General features: G+C 60.8%; 19 protein-coding genes and 1 tRNA gene. 13 read left to right on the top strand and 7 right to left on the bottom strand.

Annotation, left to right across the window (positions count from 1 at the left end):
- Nucleotides 1-36: 36 nt before the first annotated feature.
- From ACQY1J_RS17710 to ACQY1J_RS17700, 3 genes are read left to right on the top strand one after another with little or no spacing between them, the layout of a single operon-like run.
- Complete coding sequence (locus ACQY1J_RS17710) at nt 37-1,194, top strand: ABC transporter ATP-binding protein (protein ID WP_062579145.1); 1,158 nt, start codon at nt 37-39, stop codon at nt 1,192-1,194.
- Between the two features lie 11 nt (nt 1,195-1,205).
- Nucleotides 1,206-2,117 (top strand): ABC transporter permease subunit, encoded by a 912-nt coding sequence (locus tag ACQY1J_RS17705; RefSeq protein ID WP_113166233.1) that lies wholly within the window; start codon nt 1,206-1,208, stop codon nt 2,115-2,117.
- A 1-nt stretch (nt 2,118) separates the two neighbouring features.
- Nucleotides 2,119-2,937, top strand: coding sequence for an ABC transporter permease (locus tag ACQY1J_RS17700; RefSeq protein WP_430250469.1), 819 nt, complete (start codon nt 2,119-2,121; stop codon nt 2,935-2,937).
- Nucleotides 2,938-2,953: 16 nt separating this feature from the next.
- On the opposite strand, the gene ACQY1J_RS17695 is transcribed toward ACQY1J_RS17700, so the two are convergent.
- A complete protein-coding gene (locus ACQY1J_RS17695) occupies nt 2,954-4,837 on the bottom strand; it encodes an AsmA family protein (protein ID WP_430250468.1) in 1,884 nt (627 codons plus the stop codon).
- A 134-nt stretch (nt 4,838-4,971) separates the two neighbouring features.
- Between ACQY1J_RS17695 and ACQY1J_RS17690 the strand changes: the two genes are divergently transcribed.
- Complete coding sequence (locus tag ACQY1J_RS17690; RefSeq protein WP_430250467.1) at nt 4,972-6,948, top strand: acetoacetate--CoA ligase; 1,977 nt, start codon at nt 4,972-4,974, stop codon at nt 6,946-6,948.
- Between the two features lie 230 nt (nt 6,949-7,178).
- Here ACQY1J_RS17690 and ACQY1J_RS17685 read toward each other — a convergent pair whose 3' ends face one another.
- Complete coding sequence (locus ACQY1J_RS17685; RefSeq protein WP_430250466.1) at nt 7,179-11,231, bottom strand: PAS domain S-box protein; 4,053 nt, start codon at nt 11,229-11,231, stop codon at nt 7,179-7,181.
- Between the two features lie 238 nt (nt 11,232-11,469).
- Between ACQY1J_RS17685 and ACQY1J_RS17680 the strand changes: the two genes are divergently transcribed.
- Together ACQY1J_RS17680 and ACQY1J_RS17675 are read left to right on the top strand one after the other, a co-directional pair.
- Nucleotides 11,470-11,916, top strand: a complete 447-nt coding sequence (locus ACQY1J_RS17680; RefSeq protein ID WP_325261819.1) for a phasin — start codon at nt 11,470-11,472, stop codon at nt 11,914-11,916.
- 141 nt (nt 11,917-12,057) lie between these two features.
- A tRNA-His gene (locus ACQY1J_RS17675) sits at nt 12,058-12,134 on the top strand.
- Between the two features lie 22 nt (nt 12,135-12,156).
- Here the strand turns inward: ACQY1J_RS17675 and ACQY1J_RS17670 are convergent.
- Nucleotides 12,157-12,621, bottom strand: a complete 465-nt coding sequence (locus ACQY1J_RS17670; RefSeq protein WP_430250465.1) for a hypothetical protein — start codon at nt 12,619-12,621, stop codon at nt 12,157-12,159.
- A gap of 244 nt (nt 12,622-12,865) precedes the next feature.
- Between ACQY1J_RS17670 and ACQY1J_RS17665 the strand changes: the two genes are divergently transcribed.
- Nucleotides 12,866-13,111 (top strand): helix-turn-helix domain-containing protein, encoded by a 246-nt coding sequence (locus ACQY1J_RS17665; protein ID WP_062579161.1) that lies wholly within the window; start codon nt 12,866-12,868, stop codon nt 13,109-13,111.
- A gap of 63 nt (nt 13,112-13,174) precedes the next feature.
- On the opposite strand, the gene ACQY1J_RS17660 is transcribed toward ACQY1J_RS17665, so the two are convergent.
- Entirely contained in the window at nt 13,175-14,080 is a 906-nt protein-coding gene (locus tag ACQY1J_RS17660; RefSeq protein ID WP_062453760.1) for a LysR family transcriptional regulator, read from the bottom strand.
- Nucleotides 14,081-14,202: 122 nt separating this feature from the next.
- Between ACQY1J_RS17660 and ACQY1J_RS17655 the strand changes: the two genes are divergently transcribed.
- The 6 genes from ACQY1J_RS17655 (at nt 14,203) to ACQY1J_RS17630 (ending at nt 19,172) form a co-directional block, all read left to right on the top strand.
- Nucleotides 14,203-15,699 carry a CoA-acylating methylmalonate-semialdehyde dehydrogenase gene (locus tag ACQY1J_RS17655; protein WP_430250464.1) on the top strand — a complete coding sequence of 499 codons (1,497 nt, stop codon included), beginning with the start codon at nt 14,203-14,205 and terminating at the stop codon, nt 15,697-15,699.
- A 108-nt stretch (nt 15,700-15,807) separates the two neighbouring features.
- Nucleotides 15,808-15,939: a hypothetical protein gene (locus tag ACQY1J_RS17650; RefSeq protein WP_256413688.1), complete on the top strand. Its 132-nt coding sequence runs from the start codon at nt 15,808-15,810 to the stop codon at nt 15,937-15,939.
- A gap of 122 nt (nt 15,940-16,061) precedes the next feature.
- Nucleotides 16,062-16,538, top strand: a complete 477-nt coding sequence (gene rirA, locus ACQY1J_RS17645; RefSeq protein WP_062453758.1) for an iron-responsive transcriptional regulator RirA — start codon at nt 16,062-16,064, stop codon at nt 16,536-16,538.
- A 143-nt stretch (nt 16,539-16,681) separates the two neighbouring features.
- Nucleotides 16,682-17,752 carry an AbrB family transcriptional regulator gene (locus ACQY1J_RS17640; protein ID WP_113109689.1) on the top strand — a complete coding sequence of 357 codons (1,071 nt, stop codon included), beginning with the start codon at nt 16,682-16,684 and terminating at the stop codon, nt 17,750-17,752.
- 57 nt (nt 17,753-17,809) lie between these two features.
- A complete protein-coding gene (locus ACQY1J_RS17635) occupies nt 17,810-18,331 on the top strand; it encodes a gluconokinase (RefSeq protein WP_113166239.1) in 522 nt (173 codons plus the stop codon).
- A 184-nt stretch (nt 18,332-18,515) separates the two neighbouring features.
- A complete protein-coding gene (locus tag ACQY1J_RS17630) occupies nt 18,516-19,172 on the top strand; it encodes a TetR/AcrR family transcriptional regulator (RefSeq protein WP_062453755.1) in 657 nt (218 codons plus the stop codon).
- A 1-nt stretch (nt 19,173) separates the two neighbouring features.
- On the opposite strand, the gene ACQY1J_RS17625 is transcribed toward ACQY1J_RS17630, so the two are convergent.
- From ACQY1J_RS17625 to ACQY1J_RS17615, 3 genes are read right to left on the bottom strand one after another with little or no spacing between them, the layout of a single operon-like run.
- A complete protein-coding gene (locus ACQY1J_RS17625; RefSeq protein WP_430250463.1) occupies nt 19,174-20,472 on the bottom strand; it encodes an NAD(P)/FAD-dependent oxidoreductase in 1,299 nt (432 codons plus the stop codon).
- A gap of 1 nt (nt 20,473) precedes the next feature.
- Nucleotides 20,474-21,832 carry a glutamine synthetase family protein gene (locus ACQY1J_RS17620; protein WP_430250462.1) on the bottom strand — a complete coding sequence of 453 codons (1,359 nt, stop codon included), beginning with the start codon at nt 21,830-21,832 and terminating at the stop codon, nt 20,474-20,476.
- Between the two features lie 55 nt (nt 21,833-21,887).
- Nucleotides 21,888-23,135: an NAD(P)/FAD-dependent oxidoreductase gene (locus ACQY1J_RS17615; protein ID WP_430250461.1), complete on the bottom strand. Its 1,248-nt coding sequence runs from the start codon at nt 23,133-23,135 to the stop codon at nt 21,888-21,890.
- Between the last annotated feature and the right edge of the window lie 219 nt (nt 23,136-23,354).

The raw sequence follows: 23,354 nt of genomic DNA, 5'->3' as shown, positions 1-23,354 counted from the left end.
TCTGGCAATATTTCTTGAGGGCAGGCGGGGCAGGCGATGGCAAAGACACTCGGACCGGTAAAACGAAAATTCTCTCCGTGGACCGATCCGGCTTCGGTGCCCTTCATCCGCTTTGAAAACATCACCAAGCGCTTCGGCAATTTCACCGCCGTCGATAATCTGACGCTCGATATCTACGAGAGGGAATTCTTCTCGCTGCTCGGGCCGTCCGGCTGCGGAAAGACGACGCTGATGCGGATGCTGGCAGGCTTCGAGGAGCCGACGGAAGGCCGCATCCTTTTGCAGGGCAAGGACATTTCCGGTGTTCCGCCCTACAAGCGCCCGACCAACATGATGTTTCAGTCCTACGCGCTCTTCCCGCATATGTCGGTTGAAAAGAACATCGCCTTCGGTCTCAAGCAGGACAATCTGCCAAAGGGCGAGATCGATACCCGCGTCGAGGAAATGCTGAAGCTCGTCAAGCTGGAGCAGTTCGCCAAGCGCAAGCCGGCACAGCTTTCCGGCGGCCAGCGCCAGCGCGTGGCGCTGGCAAGGTCGCTCGCAAAGCGCCCGAAGGTCCTGCTGCTCGACGAACCGCTCGGCGCGCTGGACAAGAAGCTGCGCGAGGAAACCCAGTTCGAACTGATGGATATCCAGCAGACGCTGGGACTCACCTTCCTCATCGTCACCCACGACCAGGAAGAGGCGATGACCGTGTCCGACCGTATCGCGGTCATGGACAAGGGCATCATCATGCAGGTGGCAACGCCGGCCGAAATCTACGAGGCCCCGAACAGCCGCTACGTGGCGGACTTCATCGGCGATATCAACATCCTCGAAGGCACGGTGACGCAAACCGATAGCGCGCTCGGCGCCCCCGGCCTGGTGCGGATCGACAGCGACGGTCTGAGCGTTGCCGCAGAACAGGAATGCCAGGCCGTCAAGGGAGATCACGTCGCCTACGCGGTCCGCCCGGAAAAGGTGCGCATCTCGCAGGAACAGCCCGCCGATACGTCCCTCAATGCGGCCTATGGCGAAGTCTGGGACATCGGCTATCTCGGCGACTTCTCGGTATTTCTCGTGAAGATGGAGGACGGCCGTATCGTCCGCGCCGCGCAGGCCAACGTCTCGCGCCTGGTCGATCGGCCGATCACCTTCGGCGACATGGTGTGGCTGACCTGGTCACGCGATGCCGGCCTTGTGCTGACACGATAGGGAGCGCGATCATGGCCGATACGACAGCCGACAATCCGCATGCCAACCCGGCCCGCTGGCTGGTCGTCGCAGTGCCCTATCTCTGGCTGCTGCTGTTCTTCGTCGCGCCCTTCCTGATCATCTTCAAGATCTCGCTGTCGGACACGGCCATTGCCATGCCGCCCTATACGCCGGTGTTCGGCGGCTGGGGCGCCATCAGCGATTTCGTCTCCGAACTCGACATCGAGAACTACCTGTTCCTGACCGAGGACCCGCTTTACTTCCAGGCCTATATGTCGTCGCTGCGGATTGCCGCGATCTCGACGTTCTTGCTTCTCCTCATCGGCTATCCGATGGCGCTTGCCATGGCGCGCGCACCCAATTCCATCCGGCCGATCCTTCTGATGCTGGTCATCCTGCCGTTCTGGACCTCGTTCCTCATCCGCGTCTATGCCTGGATCGGCATCCTGAAGCCGGACGGGTTGCTGACGCTCGCCTTGCAGACGATCGGGCTGATGGGACCGGATCAACAGGTGGAGATCTTCAGAACCGACACGGCCGTCTTTATCGGCATCGTCTATTCCTATCTGCCCTTCATGGTCCTGCCGCTCTATGCGGCGCTCGAAAAGATGGACAATACCCTGCTCGAAGCCGCCAACGATCTCGGCTGCCCGCCGTGGAAGGCGTTCTGGAAGATTACCTTTCCACTGTCGCTGCCGGGCGTCATCGCAGGCTCGATGATCTGCTTCATCCCGATCACAGGCGAATTCGTCATCCCGGATCTGCTCGGCGGCGCCGATACGCTGATGATCGGCAAGACGCTGTGGACGGAGTTCTTCAGCAACCGCGACTGGCCACTTGCGTCGGCCGTAGCAGTGGTCTTGCTGCTGATGCTGGTCGTGCCGATCGCCATATTCCAGAACCAGCAGAAGAAGGTGGCGTGAGATGACAAAGAACCGCCTTGATGCCACCGTCCTGACGCTTGGCTTCGCCTTCCTCTACATCCCCATCATCATTCTGGTCGTCTACTCGTTCAACGCCTCGCGGCTCGTCACGGTCTGGGGCGGCTTCTCGCTCAACTGGTACGTCTCGATGTGGTCGAACCAGGGTCTTATGGATGCCGCCTGGGTCACGGCCCGCGTCGGTCTGTTGAGCGCCACGTTCGGTACCATCCTCGGCACGCTGGCCGCGCTGACGCTGGTCCGCTACCAGAAGTTTCCGGGAAAGATGCTGTTCTCAGGCATGATCTATGCGCCGCTGGTAATGCCTGAGGTCATCACCGGCCTGTCGCTGCTGCTTCTTTTCGTGGCGATCGGCGTCGATCGCGGGTTATGGACTGTCATCATCGCCCACACGACCTTCACCATGTGTTACGTGGCGATCGTCGTTCAGTCGCGGCTTCTCACCTTCGATCGCAGTCTGGAAGAGGCAGCGCTCGATCTCGGCTGCCCGCCGGTCAAGACGTTCTTCCAGATCACCCTGCCGCTGATCCTGCCCGCCGTCATCTCCGGCTGGATGCTCGCCTTCACCCTGTCGTTGGACGACCTTGTGATCGCAAGCTTCAACACCGGGCCAGGTGCCACCACGCTGCCAATCAAGATCTATTCGCAGGTGAGGCTCGGTGTGACGCCGGAAATCAACGCAATCTGCACGATCCTGATCGCGCTGGTGACACTCGGCGTCATCGCCACCTCGATCGGCACCAAGCGCGCCGAGGTCCGGCGTATCCGCGACGAGCATATGGCGCTGCGGACCGGGAGCTGAACCGTCAGGGCGTGTGTTATTCGGTGATCTTCGGCGTGGGCTTTGCGACCGGCCAGATTACCGGGTTCTGCCAGGATCCCCCAATAAAAAAGTGGGTGGCATCCGGGCGGCCAGCGGCAGCGTCCCCGCTGGTTGTCCCGCTGGAATCTGTGAGCACACCGGCAGAAAGCGCGAGGCTGTTATTGGCATAGGGCACGATGCCGTTGAGCGTAATACGCTCGTTGGTTCCAACGATCAGCCCGTTGCGGATATCGGCTAAACCATCAGCGACGGTGACGTTAATATCGACACTCTGGAATTCGTAAGCTCCTGTCCCTGCTTCGCTCAGCGTGAAATAGGGTTTTTGGGTCGCCAGCCGTCTTATGCCTGCCATGTCCACACCGGGCAGAGTTCCGCTGCCGGCACGAAAGCGCAGAGATCCTTTGGCGTTGCGCAGCGTTTCCGCCGTCACCGGTCGCGCCACGTCCAGCGCCAGTTCGAGCGAGCCCGAGGCGCCGGGTAGCGGGGCCGTCAGGCCAAGCCGGCTGATCACGCTGGCGAAGTCGGCGTCCTGTACGGAGAGCCTTATTGCAACGCCGCCCGTTTCCCCGTCCTTGATCGTCGCGATGCGGCCGGTCAGTCGTCCGTTTTCGAAATCGCTGTCGAGAATATCGATCCGTGACTGGTCACCGATGTTCATGATGCCGACGGCAACTTCGCTGAGCTGGAAGGGGCCGATCTCGACGCTTTGTGCGGAAAGCCTCAAATCCAGCTCGAGCCGGTCGCGCAGTCTTGCGGCGGGATCGCTTTTGTCGAGAAGTCGCGGCGCGATCTCGGCCAGCATCGGCAACACGTCGCGGGTGTTGAGGGCGAGCGTCCCCGTCAGCCGCGGGGGCGCATCCGCCGGCATGGTCAGGTCCAGAATGCCGCTTGCCGTGATGTCGTCGATACCGAGCGACAGGCTTTCGAACCGCATCGCCGTATCGTTGGTGATCAGCCGCGCCTTCACGGAGAGCTGCTTCAGCTTTTCCGTGCCTGGCAGATCGAACCCCATCCACTGCATGGCTTTGGCGCCGTCCGCCGTTGCAAATTCGGCATCTCCGGACAAAAAGCCGTGGCTCGCGAGGTTGACGACGCCGCTGAATTTCGCGTTGAACAGGTCCGACTGGATTGAGCCTGATGTGCTACTGCTGCGGCCCGAAAACAAAAGCAGAGGCTGGCGCGAGGTGATATCGGCCGTGACCCTGCGGCCGGCAATCGTTGCTTGGCCCTTGAAGCTCGCGCTGCGTGAAAGATAGGACCAGTCGATCTCACTGTCGATCCGGTCGACCCGGACGATGCGGCCATCCTCTTCGTTGGTAATCTGAAGCGTGCCGTTCTCGATCAGGACATCGCCGATCGGCGCATCATTCGAATTGTCCAGCAACTGACCGGTGCCATCGCTTTTGACAGCACGAACGGCGCGGCTGAGCAATCCGTCATTGGTCCAGTCCAGTCGCCCATCCGGTTTGCGCAGCACGAAAAGCTGCGGGTCCTTGAGGTGGAAATCCTTGAATTCCGGCTGTCCCACCAGCGCGCCCAGAAGATCGAACGACGCCGACAGTTCACGGACGCTGCCAAGCATGCCTTTCTTGCCATGATCGATGTTGCGAACCATTACATCGGAGAATGTGATGCGCGGCTCCGGCCAGAAGGCAAGCGACGGCTGTCCGCCGATCGACACGTCGTGGCCGATCCATTCCTCGACGGCGCGCTCCATCCGTTCCCGTACCAGCACGGTCGAAACAAGGAAGGGTGCCGCGAGCTGGAAGGCGACGAAGAGGCTCAGCAGCGAGACCAGAACGATCAAGGCGATGCGCGTCCGCGTCCCTAAGGGGCGTCCGAAGGTCCTGCGCAGCTTTCCGTCTGTCTCGTTGGGCATGGCTCACGCGAATATAGGAAATGCCGGCGTCGCGCAAATGCAGCAAGCGCGCGCTCCCGTGCTTTATCCCCCTCGATCGCATGATATACAGACGGTCAGGGACGCGCCTGTGAACGGCATAGGAGGAGAATTGCATGAGTGAGCAGCAGCCGCTTTGGTCGCCATCGGAGGAGACGTTGCGGACAGCACCGCTTGCCCGCTTCATCGTCTGGTGCAGCGAGCGGTATTCAATCGGTTTTGAGGATTACGACGCATTCCACAGCTGGTCGATCGAACAGCGCGGCGATTTCTGGTCCGCCGTCTGGGATTTCTGCGGCGTCAAGGGCGACAAGGGCGACGTCTACCTGGACGACGATGGCGAGATGCTCGCCGCCCGCTTCTTTCCCCATGCACGCCTGAACTTCGCCGAAAACCTGCTTGCCGGCAGCGGAGCCGACGCGAAGACCTCGGACGCTCTGGTCTTCTGGGGCGAGGACAAGGTCAAGGACCGTTGGTCCTGGGAAAGGTTGCAGGGCGAGGTGTCAAGGCTTCAGCAGGCATACCGCGCACTCGGCATCGGCAGGGGAGATCGCATCGCCGCGATGATGCCGAATATGCCTGAAACGATCGCCTGCATGCTGGCAGCAGCCTCTATCGGGGCAATCTGGTCTTCCTGCTCACCGGATTTCGGTGAACAGGGCGTGCTGGACCGGTTCGGACAGATCGGCCCAAAGCTGTTCATCACCTGCGATGGCTACTGGTACAACGGCAAACTGCAGGATGTGTCGGCAAAGGTCGACGCGGTTTCAAAGACGCTCGGCGTACCGGTTCTGGTCGTGCCCTATGCAGGGTCGCAGGACAAGAATGCCGCGCCGCTCGCAAAGACCCTATCCGACGGCCGCGCGCTTGCCGATTTCCTGGCGCCATTTACGGCACGGACCGTCGAATTCGAGCCGCTGCCGTTCTCGCATCCGCTCTACATCCTGTTTTCGTCAGGCACGACCGGCATCCCGAAATGCATCGTCCACTCGGCCGGCGGCACGCTTCTCCAGCATGTGAAGGAACATCGGCTGCATTGCGGCATCGAGCCGGGTGAAAACCTGTTCTATTTCACCACATGCGGCTGGATGATGTGGAACTGGCTGGTCTCCGGTCTCGCAGTTGGCGCCACACTCTGCCTCTATGACGGTTCGCCCTTTGCTCCGGATGGCAACATCCTGTTTGACTATGCGGAACAGGAGCGGTTCGCCGTTTTCGGCACGTCCGCGAAATATATCGACGCCGTGCGCAAAAGCGGCATCGTGCCTGCGCAGAGCCACGATCTGTCCACCCTTCGCCTCGTGACCTCGACGGGCTCGCCGCTATCACCGGAAGGCTTTTCCTTCGTTTATCAGGGCATCAAGAACGACGTCCATCTCGCATCAATCTCCGGTGGCACGGACATCGTCTCCTGCTTCGTGCTGGGCAATCCGCTGAAGCCGGTCTGGCGCGGCGAGATCCAGGGGCCGGGCCTCGGCCTTGCCGTGGATGTCTGGAACGACGAGGGCCAGCCGGTGCGTGGCGAAAAGGGCGAACTCGTCTGCACCAAGGCATTCCCCTCCATGCCGCTGATGTTCTGGAACGATCCAGACGGCCAGAAATACCGAGCCGCCTATTTCGAGCGGTTCGACAACATCTGGTGCCACGGCGATTTCGCCGAATGGACGACCCATGGCGGCATCGTCATCCATGGCCGTTCCGATGCGACGCTTAATCCTGGCGGGGTTCGGATCGGCACGGCTGAGATCTACAATCAGGTGGAGCAGATGGACGAGATCGCCGAAGCGATCTGCATCGGCCAGGACTGGGACGAGGATGTGCGCGTCGTGCTGTTCGTCCGGCTGGCGGACGGACTGACGCTGGACGACCGACTGACCAGGGAGATCAAGGCGCGTATTCGCGCAGGCGCCTCGCCACGGCACGTGCCGGCAAAGATCATCCAGGTCGCCGATATTCCCCGCACCAAATCCGGCAAGATCGTCGAACTTGCCGTGCGCGATATCGTTCACAGTCGGCCGGTCAAAAACCGGGAGGCGCTTGCCAACCCGGACGCGCTGGAGCTGTTTGCCAATGTCGCGGAGTTGCGGAATTGACAGCCATCAGGTGCCCTGTGCCATTGCGGTTCGCCGTTCCTGCACTGCCGGAACTGGTATTGGTTTTTAACGGCGTGTTAAGCCTCGCCCGCCAAAACTGATCCGGCATGATACTTTTCGTGTAGGGAAGATGAGCAAGGCTCAGGCTTTGCTGATTAGGAAGTCTTCCGTCACTTTTCGAACAGCATCAATTCCAAGCAGCCTCAGGGCTGCCTTCTTTTTACGTGCGTTCAGTTGGCAAGCACCCGCTGCGGCGGAAAGGTGATTTCCACCAGCGTTCCCTCGTTCGGCGCCGAGCTGATCGAGAAGGCTGCCTTGTTTGCATCCACCATCGCCTTGGTAAGCGGCAGCCCCAGACCTGTTCCGTCGCCACGCTTGCGGGCAGCACCGGCAACCTGCCGGAAAGGCTTCATCGCAAGTTCCAGTTCCGCCCGGGTCATGCCGATCCCTGTATCGCGGATACGCAGCGCCACGCTGCCATTGGGCTCGTAGGCAGTCGACACGACGATCTGCCCGCCGGATGGCGTAAACCGGATTGCATTCGACAGGATGTTCAGCGCGATCTGCTTGACCGAGCGCAGATCGGCCACGACCTGCGGCACGGCCTGAGACAGTGCGGTGCGGATGATCACCCGCTGGCCGTTTGCCTGCGGCTGCACCAGCGACACGGCTTCCGATATCGTCTCGTTGAGGCCGACTGCGACGAAATCCAGTTCCATCTCGCCGGCTTCGATTTTCGAGATGTCGAGAAGGTCGTTGACGATGTCGAGTACGTGGCGACCGGACCGACCGATGTCGTTGGCATATTCGATATAGCGCGGATGGCCGATCGGCCCAAACCGCTCGCCGGCCATCATGTCTGAAAAGCCGATGATGGCGTTAAGCGGCGTGCGGATCTCGTGGCTGACATGCGCCAGGAAATCGCTCTTGTGCGCGTTGGCTGTCTCGGCGGCGCGCTTTGCCGTGCGAAGCTCGTCTTCGGTGCGCTTCCACTGGGTAATATCGCGGATCACGGCGCAATAACCGTTCGACGAGGTCAGCTTGCCGATCGTCATAAACAGCGGCAAGAACCCGCCGGACGCTTCGCGACCGATCACCTCGCGGCCATCGTTCAGCACGCTGGCAACGCCATGCCCGGCAAGTCCGGAAAGATAATCGACGATCGCCCGCTGGCTTTCATGGGCAAACAGCATCACGAACGGTTTGCCGTCGATTTCTTCCTGATCGTAGTTGAACAGCGCGCTTGCCGCCCTGTTCACCGAACGGATCTCGCCATCCGCACCGATCAGCACGACGCCATCGGTCGCAGTTTCCAGTATGGCACGCAACTCTTCGACTTCCACCTGCAGCCGGACCAACTGGTCGGCAGGGCGGACCGTGCGGGCAACCGTGCGGATTTCCTCGCCCGGGTGATCGGACAGCGAGTTTGCTTCCGACGCGTCGGATGTCGTCGGCATCAGCGCCAGCATGAGGGCCGTCGTGTCGTCCCAGCGAACCGATTGCAGACGTGCGGTCACCGGCAGGATCTCGTCGTCGGCACGCACCACCACCATGCCGCTTGGTCTCGCACCATCGCCATCGAAGTCCTGGCGCTGCAAGAGGGCATCCAGACCGCCGACCTCTTCCAGTTCCTCAAGTGATACATAGCCGGTCAGCTTGAGGAATTCCGGATTGCAATGGATTAGCGTGTCGCCGTTGTGAACGAGCAGTGCCACCGGCATCTGGTCGACAATCTCGGCGGAGAGGCCGATGCGCTCGCGCACCGGGATCATGCTCAGCAGAGGGACGTCGGATGGCTCGACATGCTCTGGCTCCGGCGCAACATCTGCGGGCTCAAGCATTGGCGCAGCCGGGATTTCCGTGCCAGCGTCGTCCTCGCTGTCGCTCTGGTTCTCGTTTGCAGCGACAGGCGGGAAGTCCGAGGCGAAGTGGTCGTCAACAGCGCTGCCGTCGAGATCCGTTTCGGATGTCTCGATGCTCTGGCCTTCGTCTTCCGCCTGAGCGACAATCTCGGCCTCATCCGACACGTGGTCTTCTGCGGCCGGTGCCTCTTCGGCGGAAAGCACCTCTTCTTCTGATGCCACGTGCGAAGCAGGCTGCTCCTGCCAAGCATTGGTCACATCAGTCTCATCTGCCACTGGCTCTGAAACGTCAGTATTCTCTGCGGAAATCTCGCTTGCGGCGGAAGCTTTGCTCGGCGCTGGTTCAGCCGGCGCAGTCTCGGCGTTTGCTGGCGTTTCTTCCGTTGCGCGGTCGAGCTGGCGCCCAATCTCGCGGAAGGCCGCCTGTTCGACCGGCGTCAGGCGGGCGCGGTGTTCTTCGAGCTGGATGACCTTGTCGGACTGGCGACGGCCGGGGTTCTCGACCAGTCGCAGCGCAGGACGCTCACCGGCTGGCCACTCGAGCGGGGCAGCGTCGGAACGGTCGCTATCGGAATAGGTGGTTCCGTAGATAGCGCTATCGGAGGGGGACGTTGCTTCGGGCTCCGCCGGTTGCGCTTCCGTCTCCACCGGGCGGTCTTCCAGAACGTCGGAGACCTGCTCCGCGTCATCGGATGGCAGATCGGCGTCGTTTACCGCGTCCTCGATGCCCGGTTCTTCAGTCTCCTTGACCGCTTCATCCTCGACCGTCGTCGGCGAAAGCGTCAGGCCGGTGGCGTCAGGATCATCCTTGGCGTCGGCGATCCGCACGATGCCGAAGCCGCGGAAGCCGTCGAATTCGCGACTGCGGGTATAGGTGGGCAGTGCCGCCAGATCGACCGGCACGACAAGTGCCGTGCCCTCTACCGGCCACCAGATGGTTTTGCCCGACCAGGTGTCGCGCTTGCCGAGCAGTTCGGTAATGCGGCCCTCCGGATCGAGATGGAAGAGAGCGGCGAGGTCGGAAAACGCCATGCCGACAACATCTGCCGCATGCGGTCCCACGGCCTTGGCGAATTCGCCCGAGACCTCTGTAAACTGCCCATCGGCATCGATCTTCCAGACGAAACGCACAGCGCGTGAATCGCGGCTGAACACAAAGCCTTCCACGTCGCCGGATGCATCGGGCTCGGCAACCGTAGTTTCTGGAGCGGCGACCGATATCAGAGCCTGCTCGCTCCGTGTTTCGGCCGGCTCGGATGCATCCCCTGCCTCCGGTGCCGGAAGGCGGTCTTCCGCGATCTCGTCCGAGGCTTCCGCGATCTCATGCGCCGGAATGTCTTCGACAACATCCTCCGACACGATGTCTTCGGCAACTGCTTCCGGAGCGGGCTCCAGATCGACTTCTTCACTCTCCGGCTCTACCGCCGCCGCTTCTTCAACTGGTACGTCGCCATCGACCGGCGCGTCAGCAACCGTAGCTGCGTCATTAACCGCGCTTACCGCAGCCTCTATTTCCGCAACCGGCTCCGGCTGCTCGGCGGGCTCGGAATTTTCTTCGTCCGCCGCAGTCTCTTCGATCGCGACCGTGTTGATCTCGGTTGCCTCTGCCGCCGTCACGGTTTCAGGAAGGTCGAACTCTTCCTGAGCCTCAACATCGTCCTCGATCGCGGCAAGGGCGTCGATGACCGCAGTCTCGTCGTCGGGCACCATCGCAACGACGCCGGGATCAACCAAGGTTTGCGGGGTAACCGCGTCATCGGTCGCCATATCGACAGTGAACAGAATGTAGAGGGCAGGGGCGTCCGAAAGCTTGCCGATGGCAGCCGGAAGGTTGCCCTTGGCGGTCGTGATCGGGCGTTTGGCAAGCCGGCTGGGATCGGCGGATGCCGTCGCCGAAAGCGTCGTGATCGCCGCTTCCGATATGTCGAGACTTTCAAAACGCTCGGAGGCAGCGGCAACCTTGCCTGCCGCGTCAACGATAGCGATATGGGTGTCTGCTTCCTCGAAGCCCTCGATCATCCGCTCCGCACGCTCGGCGATCGTTGCAAGCTCCCGCTCGGGTGCTGCCGAAAAGAGAATGGCCCGCTCGCCATGGACTTCGACAAGTTCACAGGCCCCGCGAAGCACGACCCGTTGGAAACCGGAAATAACGCGGACTGCGAGGCCTCTTGTATCGCCGACCTTGGCAAGCTGGCGGGCGGTTGCCTCGACCTGCCGAAAGGCCACGTCGGCGCGGTTCGGCCCCTGATCGATCAGGTCGTAGATCGAGCCAAATCCGAAGAGCGCTGCACCGCGTCCGTTCGCCCACAGAGGCATGCGCATGTCGGAGGAAAACAGCACGATTCCGTCGCCCGCTGCAAAGCGTTCCCTGACGCGCTCGTGGACGGCGATGTCGATGAAAGGGTACTGTACAGAGGACATGAACGACCTGTCGGTTAACTACCGGCATTCCTGAGAGACTTAATCCTTCGTTAATACCTTGCCCCCCTTCCGGGGTCCACAGGCCGACCGGTTAAACCTCCGTCAGGGTTAACAGCGGCGCTTTTGTGCGCCGCACAAATTCGTTGCGCGGCACAACGTTTGCGATTATATTTCAGGCATCCAACTCCGGCTTTTGCCCATTTAAAAGTCGGGGTAGGGCCTTGGAGGAGCTTTCGCGATGGCACACGGCACAGAAGAGATGTTTTCGTTTTCCGCTTTCGATCCCATGAAGCTTGGCGAACGCCTTCGCGACTTTGCCGGGCAGGGCGCAAGCCAGTCCAGTGAAGCCTATGCTAGGATGAAAGCCGCGACAGAGGAAGCCACCATGGCGGTGGAATCCACAGTTCACACGGCCCAGTCCGGTTCCGTTGAACTCGGGCTTAAGGCAATGGAAGCGTTCCGGTCCAATGCGGATCTGTCGCTCTCGCACATGCAGGCGCTGCTCGGCGTCAAATCAGCGTCGGAATTCTTCGAATTGCAGACCTCGTTCATCCGCCGTCAGGCAGAGGCGACGGTCGAGCAGGCAAAATCCATGCAGGACATGGCCCGCCAGCTTGCAGAAGACGTGTCGCGGCCGGGCAAGGACGCTGCCAAAAAGGCAATGGCAAATTTCCGAACCGCGTGATAGCGACCAGCGCATCACGCCCATATTCCATGGCCGCCGACTGGGCGGCCATTCCATTTTTGGCTTCGTTCTCTCAAAAGGGGCTTGCCAAACGCTGCCGATGGCAGTATCTGCACCGGCGACGCGATTTAGGCGTCTTGTGCGGTTGTAGCTCAGTTGGTTAGAGCGCAGGCTTGTGGCGCCTGAGGTCAGTGGTTCGACCCCACTCAACCGTACCACTTCTTTTCCTGGAATTTCAGATCAGTGAAGCGGCTTGTCGCCGGCAATCCGCATGGCGTCCTGAAACACACGGCCGAGCCTGGCGCGTTCTTCGCCCAGTTGGACCAGGGCCTTGTTGAACCGCCGCGCTACGGCAGCATCGATATCGCTCCGCCGGACCTGGTTTGGTTTCTGGTCATCCTGCGATTTGACAATCATCGGGCGACCGATGTTTTCCTGAAACTGCGCCAATGTCATGCCCGCCTTCAGCAACAGCGTGCGCATATGAGTCCTGTTTTCGGTCGCAAGCGTCAACCGGAAAGCATTGACCAGCGAGTCCTTGGAGGCCGGCAGGTCGCGCACGTCGAAGAGGTCGTTCTTCGTCTCGTGTTCGCGCAAATAGGTCAGGTGAAGCTCCACAAGGCGATGCGCCGCCTCGAGAATGTCAGCATCGGTGCTTCCGGGTATACCCAGATTTTCAAAACGTTTCGAACTCGACTGATGCATATTGACGTCCCTATTCGAGCAGAGAACGCGCGAAGACTTTTTTTGTTCGAAAAAGCGGCAAACAATGGGCTCGGATCTGCGACGACGCTCAACACTTTTTGTTGCAGTGCAGCGAATGCCCTTGCCGTGGGGGCATCAATGCATATCTATTGGGCTCTGGCGGCACCAAAATTGTGCAGTCGAACTTCGGGCTGCTTGCCCCCTTCACTGCCTAGCGGCAGATTTTGACGGAAGGAAGATTACCATGACGGTTTCCATTAATAACTTTCGTGCCTCGACAGAACAGGTTCTCGCACCGGATCAGGTGGCTGGGTTGATTGCCCAGGCGCGCCAGGCTGCCGGCTACAGCATCGACGATCTTGCCGTTACGACCGGATTGGTCACGGACGAGATCGTGGGTATGGAGAACGGCACGGACTTCGATCCTGCCAAGTTGAAGCGCATCGCAAATGCCCTCAAGATGCCGATGTCGGTTCTAAAGGCGTCGTAATCGCAGACGTCCGGCCTATCAGGCTGGACGCTGTGAATGCTTAAGGCCCGCTTCTCGCGGGCTTTATTTTTGTCCGGACGGCGGTTTCCACACAAAGATCCGCGCTTCCTCCTGAATGACTTCCCGCAGGAAATCCGCGACGGTTCGAACCCGGACCAGGTTCCTGGCCGTCTCGTGATAACTGCTCCAATAGGCCCGGCGAATGGAGATGTCCGGAAGGATGCGGGTCAGGTTCATGTCCTGCGAAGCGACATAGTCGTGCAGAATGCCGATCCCGGCGCCGGACCGCACCGCTTCGATCTGGCCGATTGCGCTCGAAATCTCGAACCCGGCATCCCAGTTGCGCATCACCTCGCCGGTGAAGTTCAGCGACGGGGAAAAGATCAGGTCTTCCACATAACCGATCCGCGCATGGTCCTTGAGCGCCTCGATACTGTCGGGCACGCCTGCGTCCTGGAGATAGGCTTTCGAGGCGTAGAGGCCGAGCGTGTAATCCGTCAGCCGCGATGAGACCAGGCGCCCCTGTTCTGGCCGGTCGATCGTGATTGCGATATCCGCTTCCCGTTGCGACAGCGAAAACGAGCGTGGCACCGGCACCAGTTGGAGTTTCAGCTGAGGATGCCGCTTCGTCAGCATACCCAGGCGCGAGGCAAGGAAGTGCACGCCGAACCCGTCGGGTGCGCCGACCCGCACGGTACCGGCAATTGCCGCGTCGATCCGACCGGTACTCGCCTGCGCGTCCAGCATCTCCGTCTCGATCCGCTCGGCGGCCCGCAGAAACACCTCTCCCTCCGGCGTTAACTCGCAGCCATTGGTGCGGCGGATCAGCAGCCGCGTGCGCAGATCCTCTTCCAGCGCTGATATCCGTCGCCCGACCGTCGCATGGTTGATGCCGAGCCGGCGGGAAGCCGCCAGGATCTGTCCGCTGCGCGCCACAGCCAGGAAAAGCCGCAGGTCATCCCAGTTCATCGTCACCTCACGGTGGGTATCGTTGTGTCGAATTTTGCACAACGGATGCGTAAACCATGGCGTTGCCTTGTGCAAATTGACGCGTATCCTCGCCGCTTACAATTTCAAGAAGGAGGATCACCATGTACGAGATCGGTCATTTCATCGGCGGCAAGCATTTTGCCGGCACGAGCGGGCGCACGGCCAATGTCTTCAATCCGGCAACGGGCGAAGTCCAGGCGACCGTGGCGCTTGCGAGCGATGCGGATCTGAATGCAGCCGTCGAGAATGCCAAGGCTGCCCAGCCGAACTGGGCCGCCACCAACCCGCAGCGCCGCGCCCGCGTCTTCATGAAGTTCGTCCAGTTGTTGAATGACAACATGAATGAACTTGCCGAGATGCTGTCGCGCGAGCATGGCAAGACGATCGAGGATGCCAAGGGCGACATCGTTCGCGGTCTTGAAGTCTGTGAATTCGTCATCGGCATCCCGCATCTTTCCAAGAGCGAGTTCACCGAAGGTGCCGGTCCGAACATCGACATGTATTCCATTCGGCAAGCGGTCGGCATCGGTGCCGGCATCACGCCGTTCAACTTCCCGGCGATGATCCCGATGTGGATGTTTGCACCCGCGATTGCCTGCGGCAATGCCTTCATCCTGAAGCCTTCCGAGCGCGATCCCTCCGTGCCAATGCGTCTGGCCGAACTGATGATCGAGGCAGGCCTTCCGGCCGGCATTTTGAACGTCGTCAACGGCGACAAGTCCGCGGTCGATGCGATCCTGACGCATCCGGATATCTCTGCCGTCTCCTTTGTCGGCTCGACGCCGATCGCCCGCTACGTCTACGGAACCGCCGCCATGAACGGCAAGCGCGCACAGTGCTTCGGCGGCGCCAAGAACCACATGATCATCATGCCGGATGCAGATCTCGACCAGGCCGCCAACGCCCTGATGGGCGCCGGTTACGGCTCGGCCGGCGAGCGCTGCATGGCGATCTCGGTGGCTGTCCCTGTTGGCGATGAAACCGCCAATCGCCTGATCGAGAAGCTGACGCCGATGGTCGAATCCCTGCGCATCGGCCCCTACACGGACGAAAAGGCCGACATGGGCCCGGTCGTCACCAAGGAGGCCAAGGAGCGTATTCTCGGCCTGATCAACAAGGGTGTCGAAGAGGGCGCAAACCTCGTTGTCGATGGCCGCGATTTCAAGCTGCAGGGCTATGAAAACGGCAATTTCGTCGGCGGCTGCCTGTTCGACAACGTCACGCCCGACATGGACATCTACAAGACCGAAATCTTCGGCCCTGTCCTGTCAGTGGTGCGCGCCAAGACTTATGAGGAAGCGCTCGACCTGCCGATGCGCCATGAATACGGCAATGGTGTCGCGATCTATACCCGCGACGGCGATGCCGCCCGCGACTTCGCCTCGCGGATCAATATCGGGATGGTCGGCGTCAACGTTCCGATCCCGGTGCCGCTCGCCTATCACTCCTTCGGCGGCTGGAAGTCCTCGTCCTTCGGCGACCTCAACCAGCATGGCACGGATTCGATCAAGTTCTGGACCCGCACCAAGACGGTAACCAGCCGCTGGCCCACAGGCATCAAGGATGGCGCCGAATTCGTCATGCCCGTGATGAAATAAGCCCGGCTGTCGAATAGACACGCTCCGCCGCATTCTCGTGCGGCGGAGACATTGACCTCTTCCTAGGCGCTGCTAATTTACACATTCGTGTGAGGGGGAGTGTTCATCATGAATTACGAGTGGGACGTTTCGCGCGCGCGCCGCATCCGCCTGGCAAAAATCGGCATAACGTTTCTGGCGGCGACCTTCCTGTTTGCAGTTCCAGTCTGGTTTGCGGTACACATGGGCCTTGCCGGATAATGCCGGCAATAAAGCGCGTCATCGGCAACGCAGCGTTCAAGGGCAATTTCGCAAACTTTGGAATTGTTCAAAACTAGCAAACCCACTATGTATGGGGCCGTGACGAGTCTCGGGAGACGAATATGCGCCTGACAAAGCAGACCAACTACGCCGTTCGCATGCTCATGTACTGTGCTGCGAACGAGGGGAAGCTCAGCCGCATCCCGGAGATCGCGCGCGCCTATGGCGTGTCCGAACTGTTTCTCTTCAAGATCCTGCAGCCTTTGACCAAGGCCGGCCTGGTCGAGACCGTTCGCGGCCGAAACGGCGGTGTTCGCCTCGGTCGCGCTGCCGACCGTATCACTCTGTTTGATGTGATCCGCGTGACGGAAGACAGTTTCGCGATGGCCGAATGTTTCGAGGAGGGCGTCGCCGAATGTCCTCTGGTCGATAGCTGTGGTCTCAACTCGGCACTTCGCAAGGCGCTGAATGCCTTCTTCGACGTGCTGGCAGACTATACGATCGACGATCTGGTCAAGGCGCGCCCGCAGATCAACTTCCTGCTCGGGATCGATCCGCCGCCGGCAATCGCCAAGATGGTCGCGGCACCGGCCGCCTGATCTCAATACAGATCTCATCGCAGCATCAGTTTAGCGGCCCGGCAGGTTGACCTCCGGGCTGTCTTCTTTAGGAGTAGGCAACGTTTCCTTTATTGATGGCCCCTTGAGCCTGGCTCCGGGTGGTCACCCAGATATTCGTTGCTATGCCCTTTTCCCAACTGCTTGAATTTGCCCTGACCGCGCTGGTCGGTGCCGGCGGTGCGCTGATCGCCGCGATGATCGGCTTCCCCGCTCCCTATCTGATCGGTCCGGCGCTGGCCGTGTCGCTTGCGGGTATCGCAGGCCTCACCCTCTCGATCCCGAAAATCGTCCGGAACGGCTGCTTCATCGTCATCGGCATCTCGATGGGGGCGACCGTCACGCCCGACATCCTGGTGGCGATCAAGCGCTGGCCTCTAAGCTTCGTGATGGTCATGGTTACCGTCACGGCCCTGCTTTACGTCGCGGCCTGGGTCATGCAGCGTTTCTTCCATTACGACCGCACCACGGCTTTCCTCGCAGCTTCGCCGGGACATCTGAGCTACGTGCTCAGTCTTGCCGCTGACATGCGTTGCGACCAGCGAACGGTCGGCATTTCCCAGAGCGTGCGCGTCCTTCTGTTGACCATCAGCGTGCCCCTGATTGTCACAGCATTCGATCTTGGCGGCGGAGATAGTGTCGCTCAGGTCATCGCGATGGACCTGCCGATGCTGTTGGGCATCCTTGCGATCTCGACCGTCATCGGCATGCTCTTCCTGCGCTGGAAGCTTCCCGCAGCCCTTCTGCTCGCCGGCACACTGGTTTCGATCTCAACCCACGTGACATCGTTCGCCACCGGTGGCGTTCCCTCCTGGCTCATTGTCCCCGTCTATATCCTTCTCGGCGCCAACATCGGAACGCGCTTTTGCGGAATCTCGCTTCTCGAGGTGCGCACAGCGCTCGTATCCGGCCTCGTGGTCACGGTGATCGTCTCGGTCATGGCGGCGGCCATGGCCGGCACCGTCTCGTATGTCCTGGACATACCGCTCGATGCGGCCCTGATCGCGTTTTCGCCCGGTGGGCTGGAGACCATGGCGGCGATGGCGGTCATGCTGCATGCCGACCCGACCTATGTCGGCGCCCATCACGTCCTGCGCCTGATCTTTCTGTCGATCCTGATGCCGTTTGCGCTCGGGCGCGATGAAACGGGTCCGGGCAAGTCCGCGACTGGCGTTGAAGATCGCCGGGACTTGTGATCTGTCGCTCAATGCGGTTGAAGGAGACCGGCTGTCGATATCAAAGAGGAGCAACCAATGAGCAAACAGGCTGGCAGAGCCATCATCGTCATGGGCGTAAGCGGCGCTGGAAAGAGTTCCGTCGCTGAGCGTTTGGCAGAGAGCCTGAATTGCCGCTTCATGGAAGGCGACAGTCTGCATCCGCAGTCCAATGTCGACAAGATGGCGCAGGGAACACCGCTTACCGATGAAGACCGCTGGCCCTGGCTCGATGTGATCGGCGAGAAGATCGCCGAGTCGCTCGCGCGTTCAGAAGACCTCGTGGTGACCTGCTCTGCACTGAAAGTCGTCTACCGCGAACGACTGCGCAGCGCTGCGGGTGGCAAACTGACCTTCGTGTTTCTCAAAGGAAGCCAGGAGCTGTTGAGCCGCCGGATGGGCGAGCGCAAGGGCCATTTCATGCCGACGTCTCTGTTGCAAAGCCAGCTCGCCACGCTGGAAAGCCCCGAGGGTGAAGCAGGCGTCGTGACCGTCGACATTGACGCCACGCTCGACCGCATCGTGGCAGATGCCGTAGCGGGGTTGAAGGATACGATATGACACGCGATCCTAATTCAAGATAGACTGTTTGAGTGTCGAATTATTTTCAAAATTCTAATGCTTTCGGTGATCCGACATGCCTGACTTGCCGTACAACGCAAACTTATAATGTAACTATGCTGCCAGGTGCCTCTCTTATCGCCTCGTCCAGTATAGGCGACAGGGCGTACGGAGAGAGTTGCGGATGCGAGATTCGATGCAGAGTGCAGGCGGGAGTTCACTTCGTCGGGTACCGAAACAGGAAAGAAGCCGCGAACGCATTGATGATATCCTGAAGGTCTCGATGGAGCTGATCGGTGAAAAGGGTATCGATGCGGTCACGATGAAGGAGATTGCGTCTCTTTCAGGTGGTCCGATCGCCTCCGTCTACCAGTATTTCCCCAACAAGTCGGCGATCATCGCCATGCTCCATGAGCGCTATGTCGAGGAAGTCCGCGGTATCATCGTCGGACATATTCCGCAGATCTCGACGGCTGAAGACGCGCTGGATGCAACGGACGTTCTTTTCGACCTCTATTACACCCGCATGCGCGAAAAGCCGTCGACGCAGGATCTGTTGAACGCCATCCAGGCCGACAAGGCGCTGGCAGACCGTGACATTACCGAAACCCGCTTCCAGGCCGACCTCTTCTTCGAGATCACCAAGCGGTTCGTCAGCGAACAGCTTTGGGAGAACTACGCCCGCACACTGTTTCTTATGTTCCACATGGCCGCGGCAACATTGCGTCTGGCGCTGATGGTGACGGAAGACGAGGCAGCCAAAATCGTTGCACAGTTCAAGTCGATCGTGCGGGCACAGTCGACCTATTACTTCAAAGGCAGTTTTCCCGCATCGCTGTAAGCTACAGCCCGAGTTTGTCCCGCATGCCGTACCACCAGGCCCCAAGCGCGGTGAGCGGCACGCGGAACGCCCGCCCGCCCGGGAAGGGTAGGTTGGGCAGGGATGCCCAGGTATCGAACCTCTCCGCATGGCCGGCAACCGCCTCACCAAGGATCTTGCCGAGCAGATGCGTGGTGGTCACGCCGTGGCCGCTGTCGCCGTGCGAGAAGAACACGGTGTCGGACAGCTTTCCCACATGCGGAATGCGGGTCAGCGTCAGTGCGAAATTGCCGCTCCACGCGTAGTCGATCCTGACATTCTTCAGCTGCGGGAAGGTCTTGAGCATGTTCGGGCGGATCACGCCCGTCAGGTCCTTCGGGTCGCTGCCGCCATAGCCGATGCCGCCGCCGTAGAGCAACCGGTTGTCGGCGGTGCGGCGATAGTAGTCGAGAATGTAATTGGCATCCTCGACGCAGTAATTTGCAGGCAGAAGGCGCTCGATCAGTCCTGCCTCCAGCGGCTCCGTCGCCATCACCTGGCTTGAAACCGGCATCATCCGTCCGTGGATCTCCGGCAGCAGCGGCGATAGATAGGCATTGCCGCACACAAGCACATAGGATGCGGTGACGCGGCCCTTGTCGGTTCTGACCACGGGCTTTGCCGTCTGGTCGATGCCGACCACCCGCGATCCCTCGAAAATCCGCGCGCCGAGGCTTTCGGCCGCTGCCGCTTCCCCGAGCACCAGATTGAGCGGATGGATGTGGCCACCCTTCCTGTCGATCATGCCGCCGGCATAGCGGTCGCTTTTCACATAGCGCCCGACGTCAGCCTTCGAGACCATCTCCAGCCCGTCATGGCCGTGCTGTTCCCAGACGGCCTTGTGCAGCTCCATCTCGCGCACCTGCTTGTCCGTAAAGGCCGCGAAGAAACCGCCGGGCACGAGATCGCAGTCGATCCCGTATTGCGCTACGCGGGCGCGGATGATCTCGCCGCCTTCGAGCGACATCGCGCCAAGCTGCACGGCCTTGTCGCGCCCGTAGCGTCCGGCGATCGTTTCCAGATCGCGGCTATAGCCGTTGACGATCTGCCCGCCATTGCGGCCCGAAGCGCCGAAGCCGATCCGCTCCGCCTCCAGCACCACGACGGAATAGCCGCGCTCGGCCAGTTCGAGAGCGGCCGAGATGCCGGAAAAGCCCGCGCCGATCACGCAGACATCGGCCTCGATCTCGCCCTCGAGGGCAGGGCGCACACGCTTGTCATTGGCCGAGGCGGCATACCAGGAATTGGCGTGGCGGGGATTGTCTGCGGGTTTGAAAGCCATCTTACACCGTCCTGATATAGGCGTCGTATTCGACGTCGGTCACCCGCAGAGAAAATTCCGACAGCTCCTGCTGCTTGCAGGCCGTGTAGAGCGACCGGTATTTCGGCCCGAGCGTCGCGTAGGCGAACGTGGAGCGGGAAAACTGCTGCAGCGCATAGTCCCAGTTGGTCGGCAGCGGTTCGTGGCTGATCGCATGGTCGTCGCCGGTAATCGCCCCGCCCGGATTGCGCTTTTCCTTGATGCCGGCAAGGGCTGCACTGAGGATCATCGCCAGCACAAGATAGGGATTGGTGTCGGAACCTGCAACGCGGTGCTCGATGCGGGTCGCCGGCTTCGACGCGGTGATGACGCGCACGGCGGCCGAGCGGTTGTCGAAGCCCCAGGAGGCATAGGTCGGGGCATGTTCGGAAGGGCGCAGGCGCCGGTAGGAATTGGCATGCGGGGCAAACACCGCCATGCTTTCCCCCATGTTTTCCAAAAGCCCGCCCACCGAATGAAACAGCGCCTCGGACGGCCCGTTCTCGCCCATATAGACATTGCGGCCGTCGCTATCGATCAGCGAGAAATGCACATGCATGCCGCTTCCGGCCTGCGTGCCATAGGGCTTTGCCATGAACGTCGCGTCGAGATCGTTGGCGCGCGCCACGCCTTTGACGATCCGCTTGAGGAGCACCGCATAATCGGCAGCCTTCAGCGCGTCTGGCACGTGGTTGAGGTTGATCTCATACTGGCCCGGGCCGTTTTCCCGCAGTGTCGTATCGGCCGGTATCCCTTGCGCCCTCGCTGCGGAGGCGATGCCGTGGAAGACATCCTCGAAATCCTGCAGCTCGGAAATCGAGAGCACCTGTGTCTGGCCCGTATGCCAGCGGCCCTCGCGTGAATTCGGTGGCCGCACCGGGTCGATCGCCGAACGGATCGGGTCGATCAGGTAGAATTCCAGCTCCGTCGCCACGACCGGCGTCAGGCCGATCCGCTCGAAACCTTTGATAACATTCGCCAGCACCTGGCGCGGATCGCCGTAAAATCCGGTCCCGTCCTGCTCGTTCATGCCCAGTAGAACCTGCGCCGTTGGCCGCTTCAGCCATGTCACACGCGACAGTGTGTCGGCGATGGGAAAGCAGATGCCATCCGGATCACCCGTGCCCTCCGCAAGGCCCGCGGCATTGACGTCGCGTCCCCAGACGTCGAGCGCGTAGACCGAGCGCGGCATCGCCATGCCCTTTGAGAGCACGTCGAGCGCCCGTTCGCGCGGGATCCACTTACCCCGCGGCACGCCGTTGACGTCGATCACGAAGGCTTCGAGAACCTCGATATCGGGATTGTCATCGAGAAAGGTCCGGGCTGTATCGATCGTATCCATGAAAACACCGGTAGCCCAGACTTTCTCCTGCCGCTAGACCAAATGAAGAAGAGGGTCAGACGTTAAACCGCTCCGGCCTGTAAGCGGATATGTCGATCCGGGTCTTTTCGCCCATCATCGCTTCCGCGATGACCTGACCCGTGACCGGACCGAGCGTCAGGCCGTGATGCGCATGGCCGAAGGCGAACCACAATCCGTCGTGACGCGGCGCCTTGCCGATGACAGGCATCATATCCGGCGTGCAGGGGCGGGCGCCCATCCAGGGCTCCTTGTCCAGCCGCTCGCCAAGCGGAAAGATCTCACGGGCGACCGCTTCGGCGCGGGCAAGCTGAACCGGCGTCTTCGGCGCATCGCGGCGCGCAAATTCGGCACCGGTCGTCAGCCGGATCCCCTGGTTCATCGGGGCCAGGAAATAGCCGCGCTCCGCATCCATCGTCCAGCCGTTGAGCTTGGCATTGCCCTTTGGCGCATAATGCATGTGGTAGCCGCGCTTGACGCCGACGAGGAAATTGTAGCCGAGCGGCTTGGTCACCGTGTCCGACCACGGACCAAGCGCGACCACGACATCCTTCGCCTCGACCACGCCTTCGCCGGCAATGATGCGCCAGCCGGTCGCGGTCTTCGAAAGGCTCTTTGCGTCACCCGTCAGAACCCTGCCGCCAAGCTTTTCGAACAGCGCCACATAGGCACGCGTCAGCGCGAGCGGATCCTTGACCGCCCACGGGTCTTCCCATTTCAGCGCGCCGATGAAATCGTCGGAGAGATTGGGTTCCGCAACCGAGAGTTCTGCCGGGGTCAGAACTTTGAAGGACAGGTCGTATTCAAGCTTCAGTCGGTCGGCCTCGCGCACCGTCTCGTCGAGCTTGGCCTGCGAGCGGAACACTTCCTGCCAGCCGTTCTTGGCAATCAGATCCTCGGCGCCCGCCTCGCGGATCAGTTCGTCATGGGTGGCGATCGAATGCTCGATCAGCGGCGCATAGGCGCGGGCGATCAGCTCATGCCTCGGCACGTTGGAATGCCACCAGTATTTTGCCAGAAACGAGGAGACTGACGGCATCGCGCTCCAGTGAAAATGCGCGTCGATGCGGTTGTTCCTGGCATAGCGCAGGATCTGGGCGAACTGCTGGGGAAAGCTGTAGGGGACAACGCCCTCGCGCTGGATCAGGCCGGCATTGCCGTAGGAGGTTTCCATCCCGGGCTCCCTGCGGTCCACCAGGGCGACCGATTTTCCCCGCCGCGCCAATTGCAGAGCCGTCGAAACACCGATGATGCCGGCGCCGAGAACGATCACATCCGCTGCCATGATATTGAATCCATATGAGATAACTGAGCAGGTCACCATGACGCCGGGTCAGGCGCAGCGCAAATGAAAATTGCAGCGGCCGCCTGGATATCCAAGGGGTGAGGAGCGCTTGTGGAACTTGATCTAAATCAAATATAGCTTGACGCAACCAAGTTTGCGCTCCTAAGTCGATGACGCACTGACGGCCACCAGAACTTGCAGATGCACGCTTTGCAGACG

The organism is Neorhizobium sp. DAR64860/K0K1, from assembly GCF_050500205.1.
Lineage (GTDB): Bacteria > Pseudomonadota > Alphaproteobacteria > Rhizobiales > Rhizobiaceae > Neorhizobium > Neorhizobium soli.
This window is presented reverse-complemented; position numbering and strand designations above follow the sequence as displayed.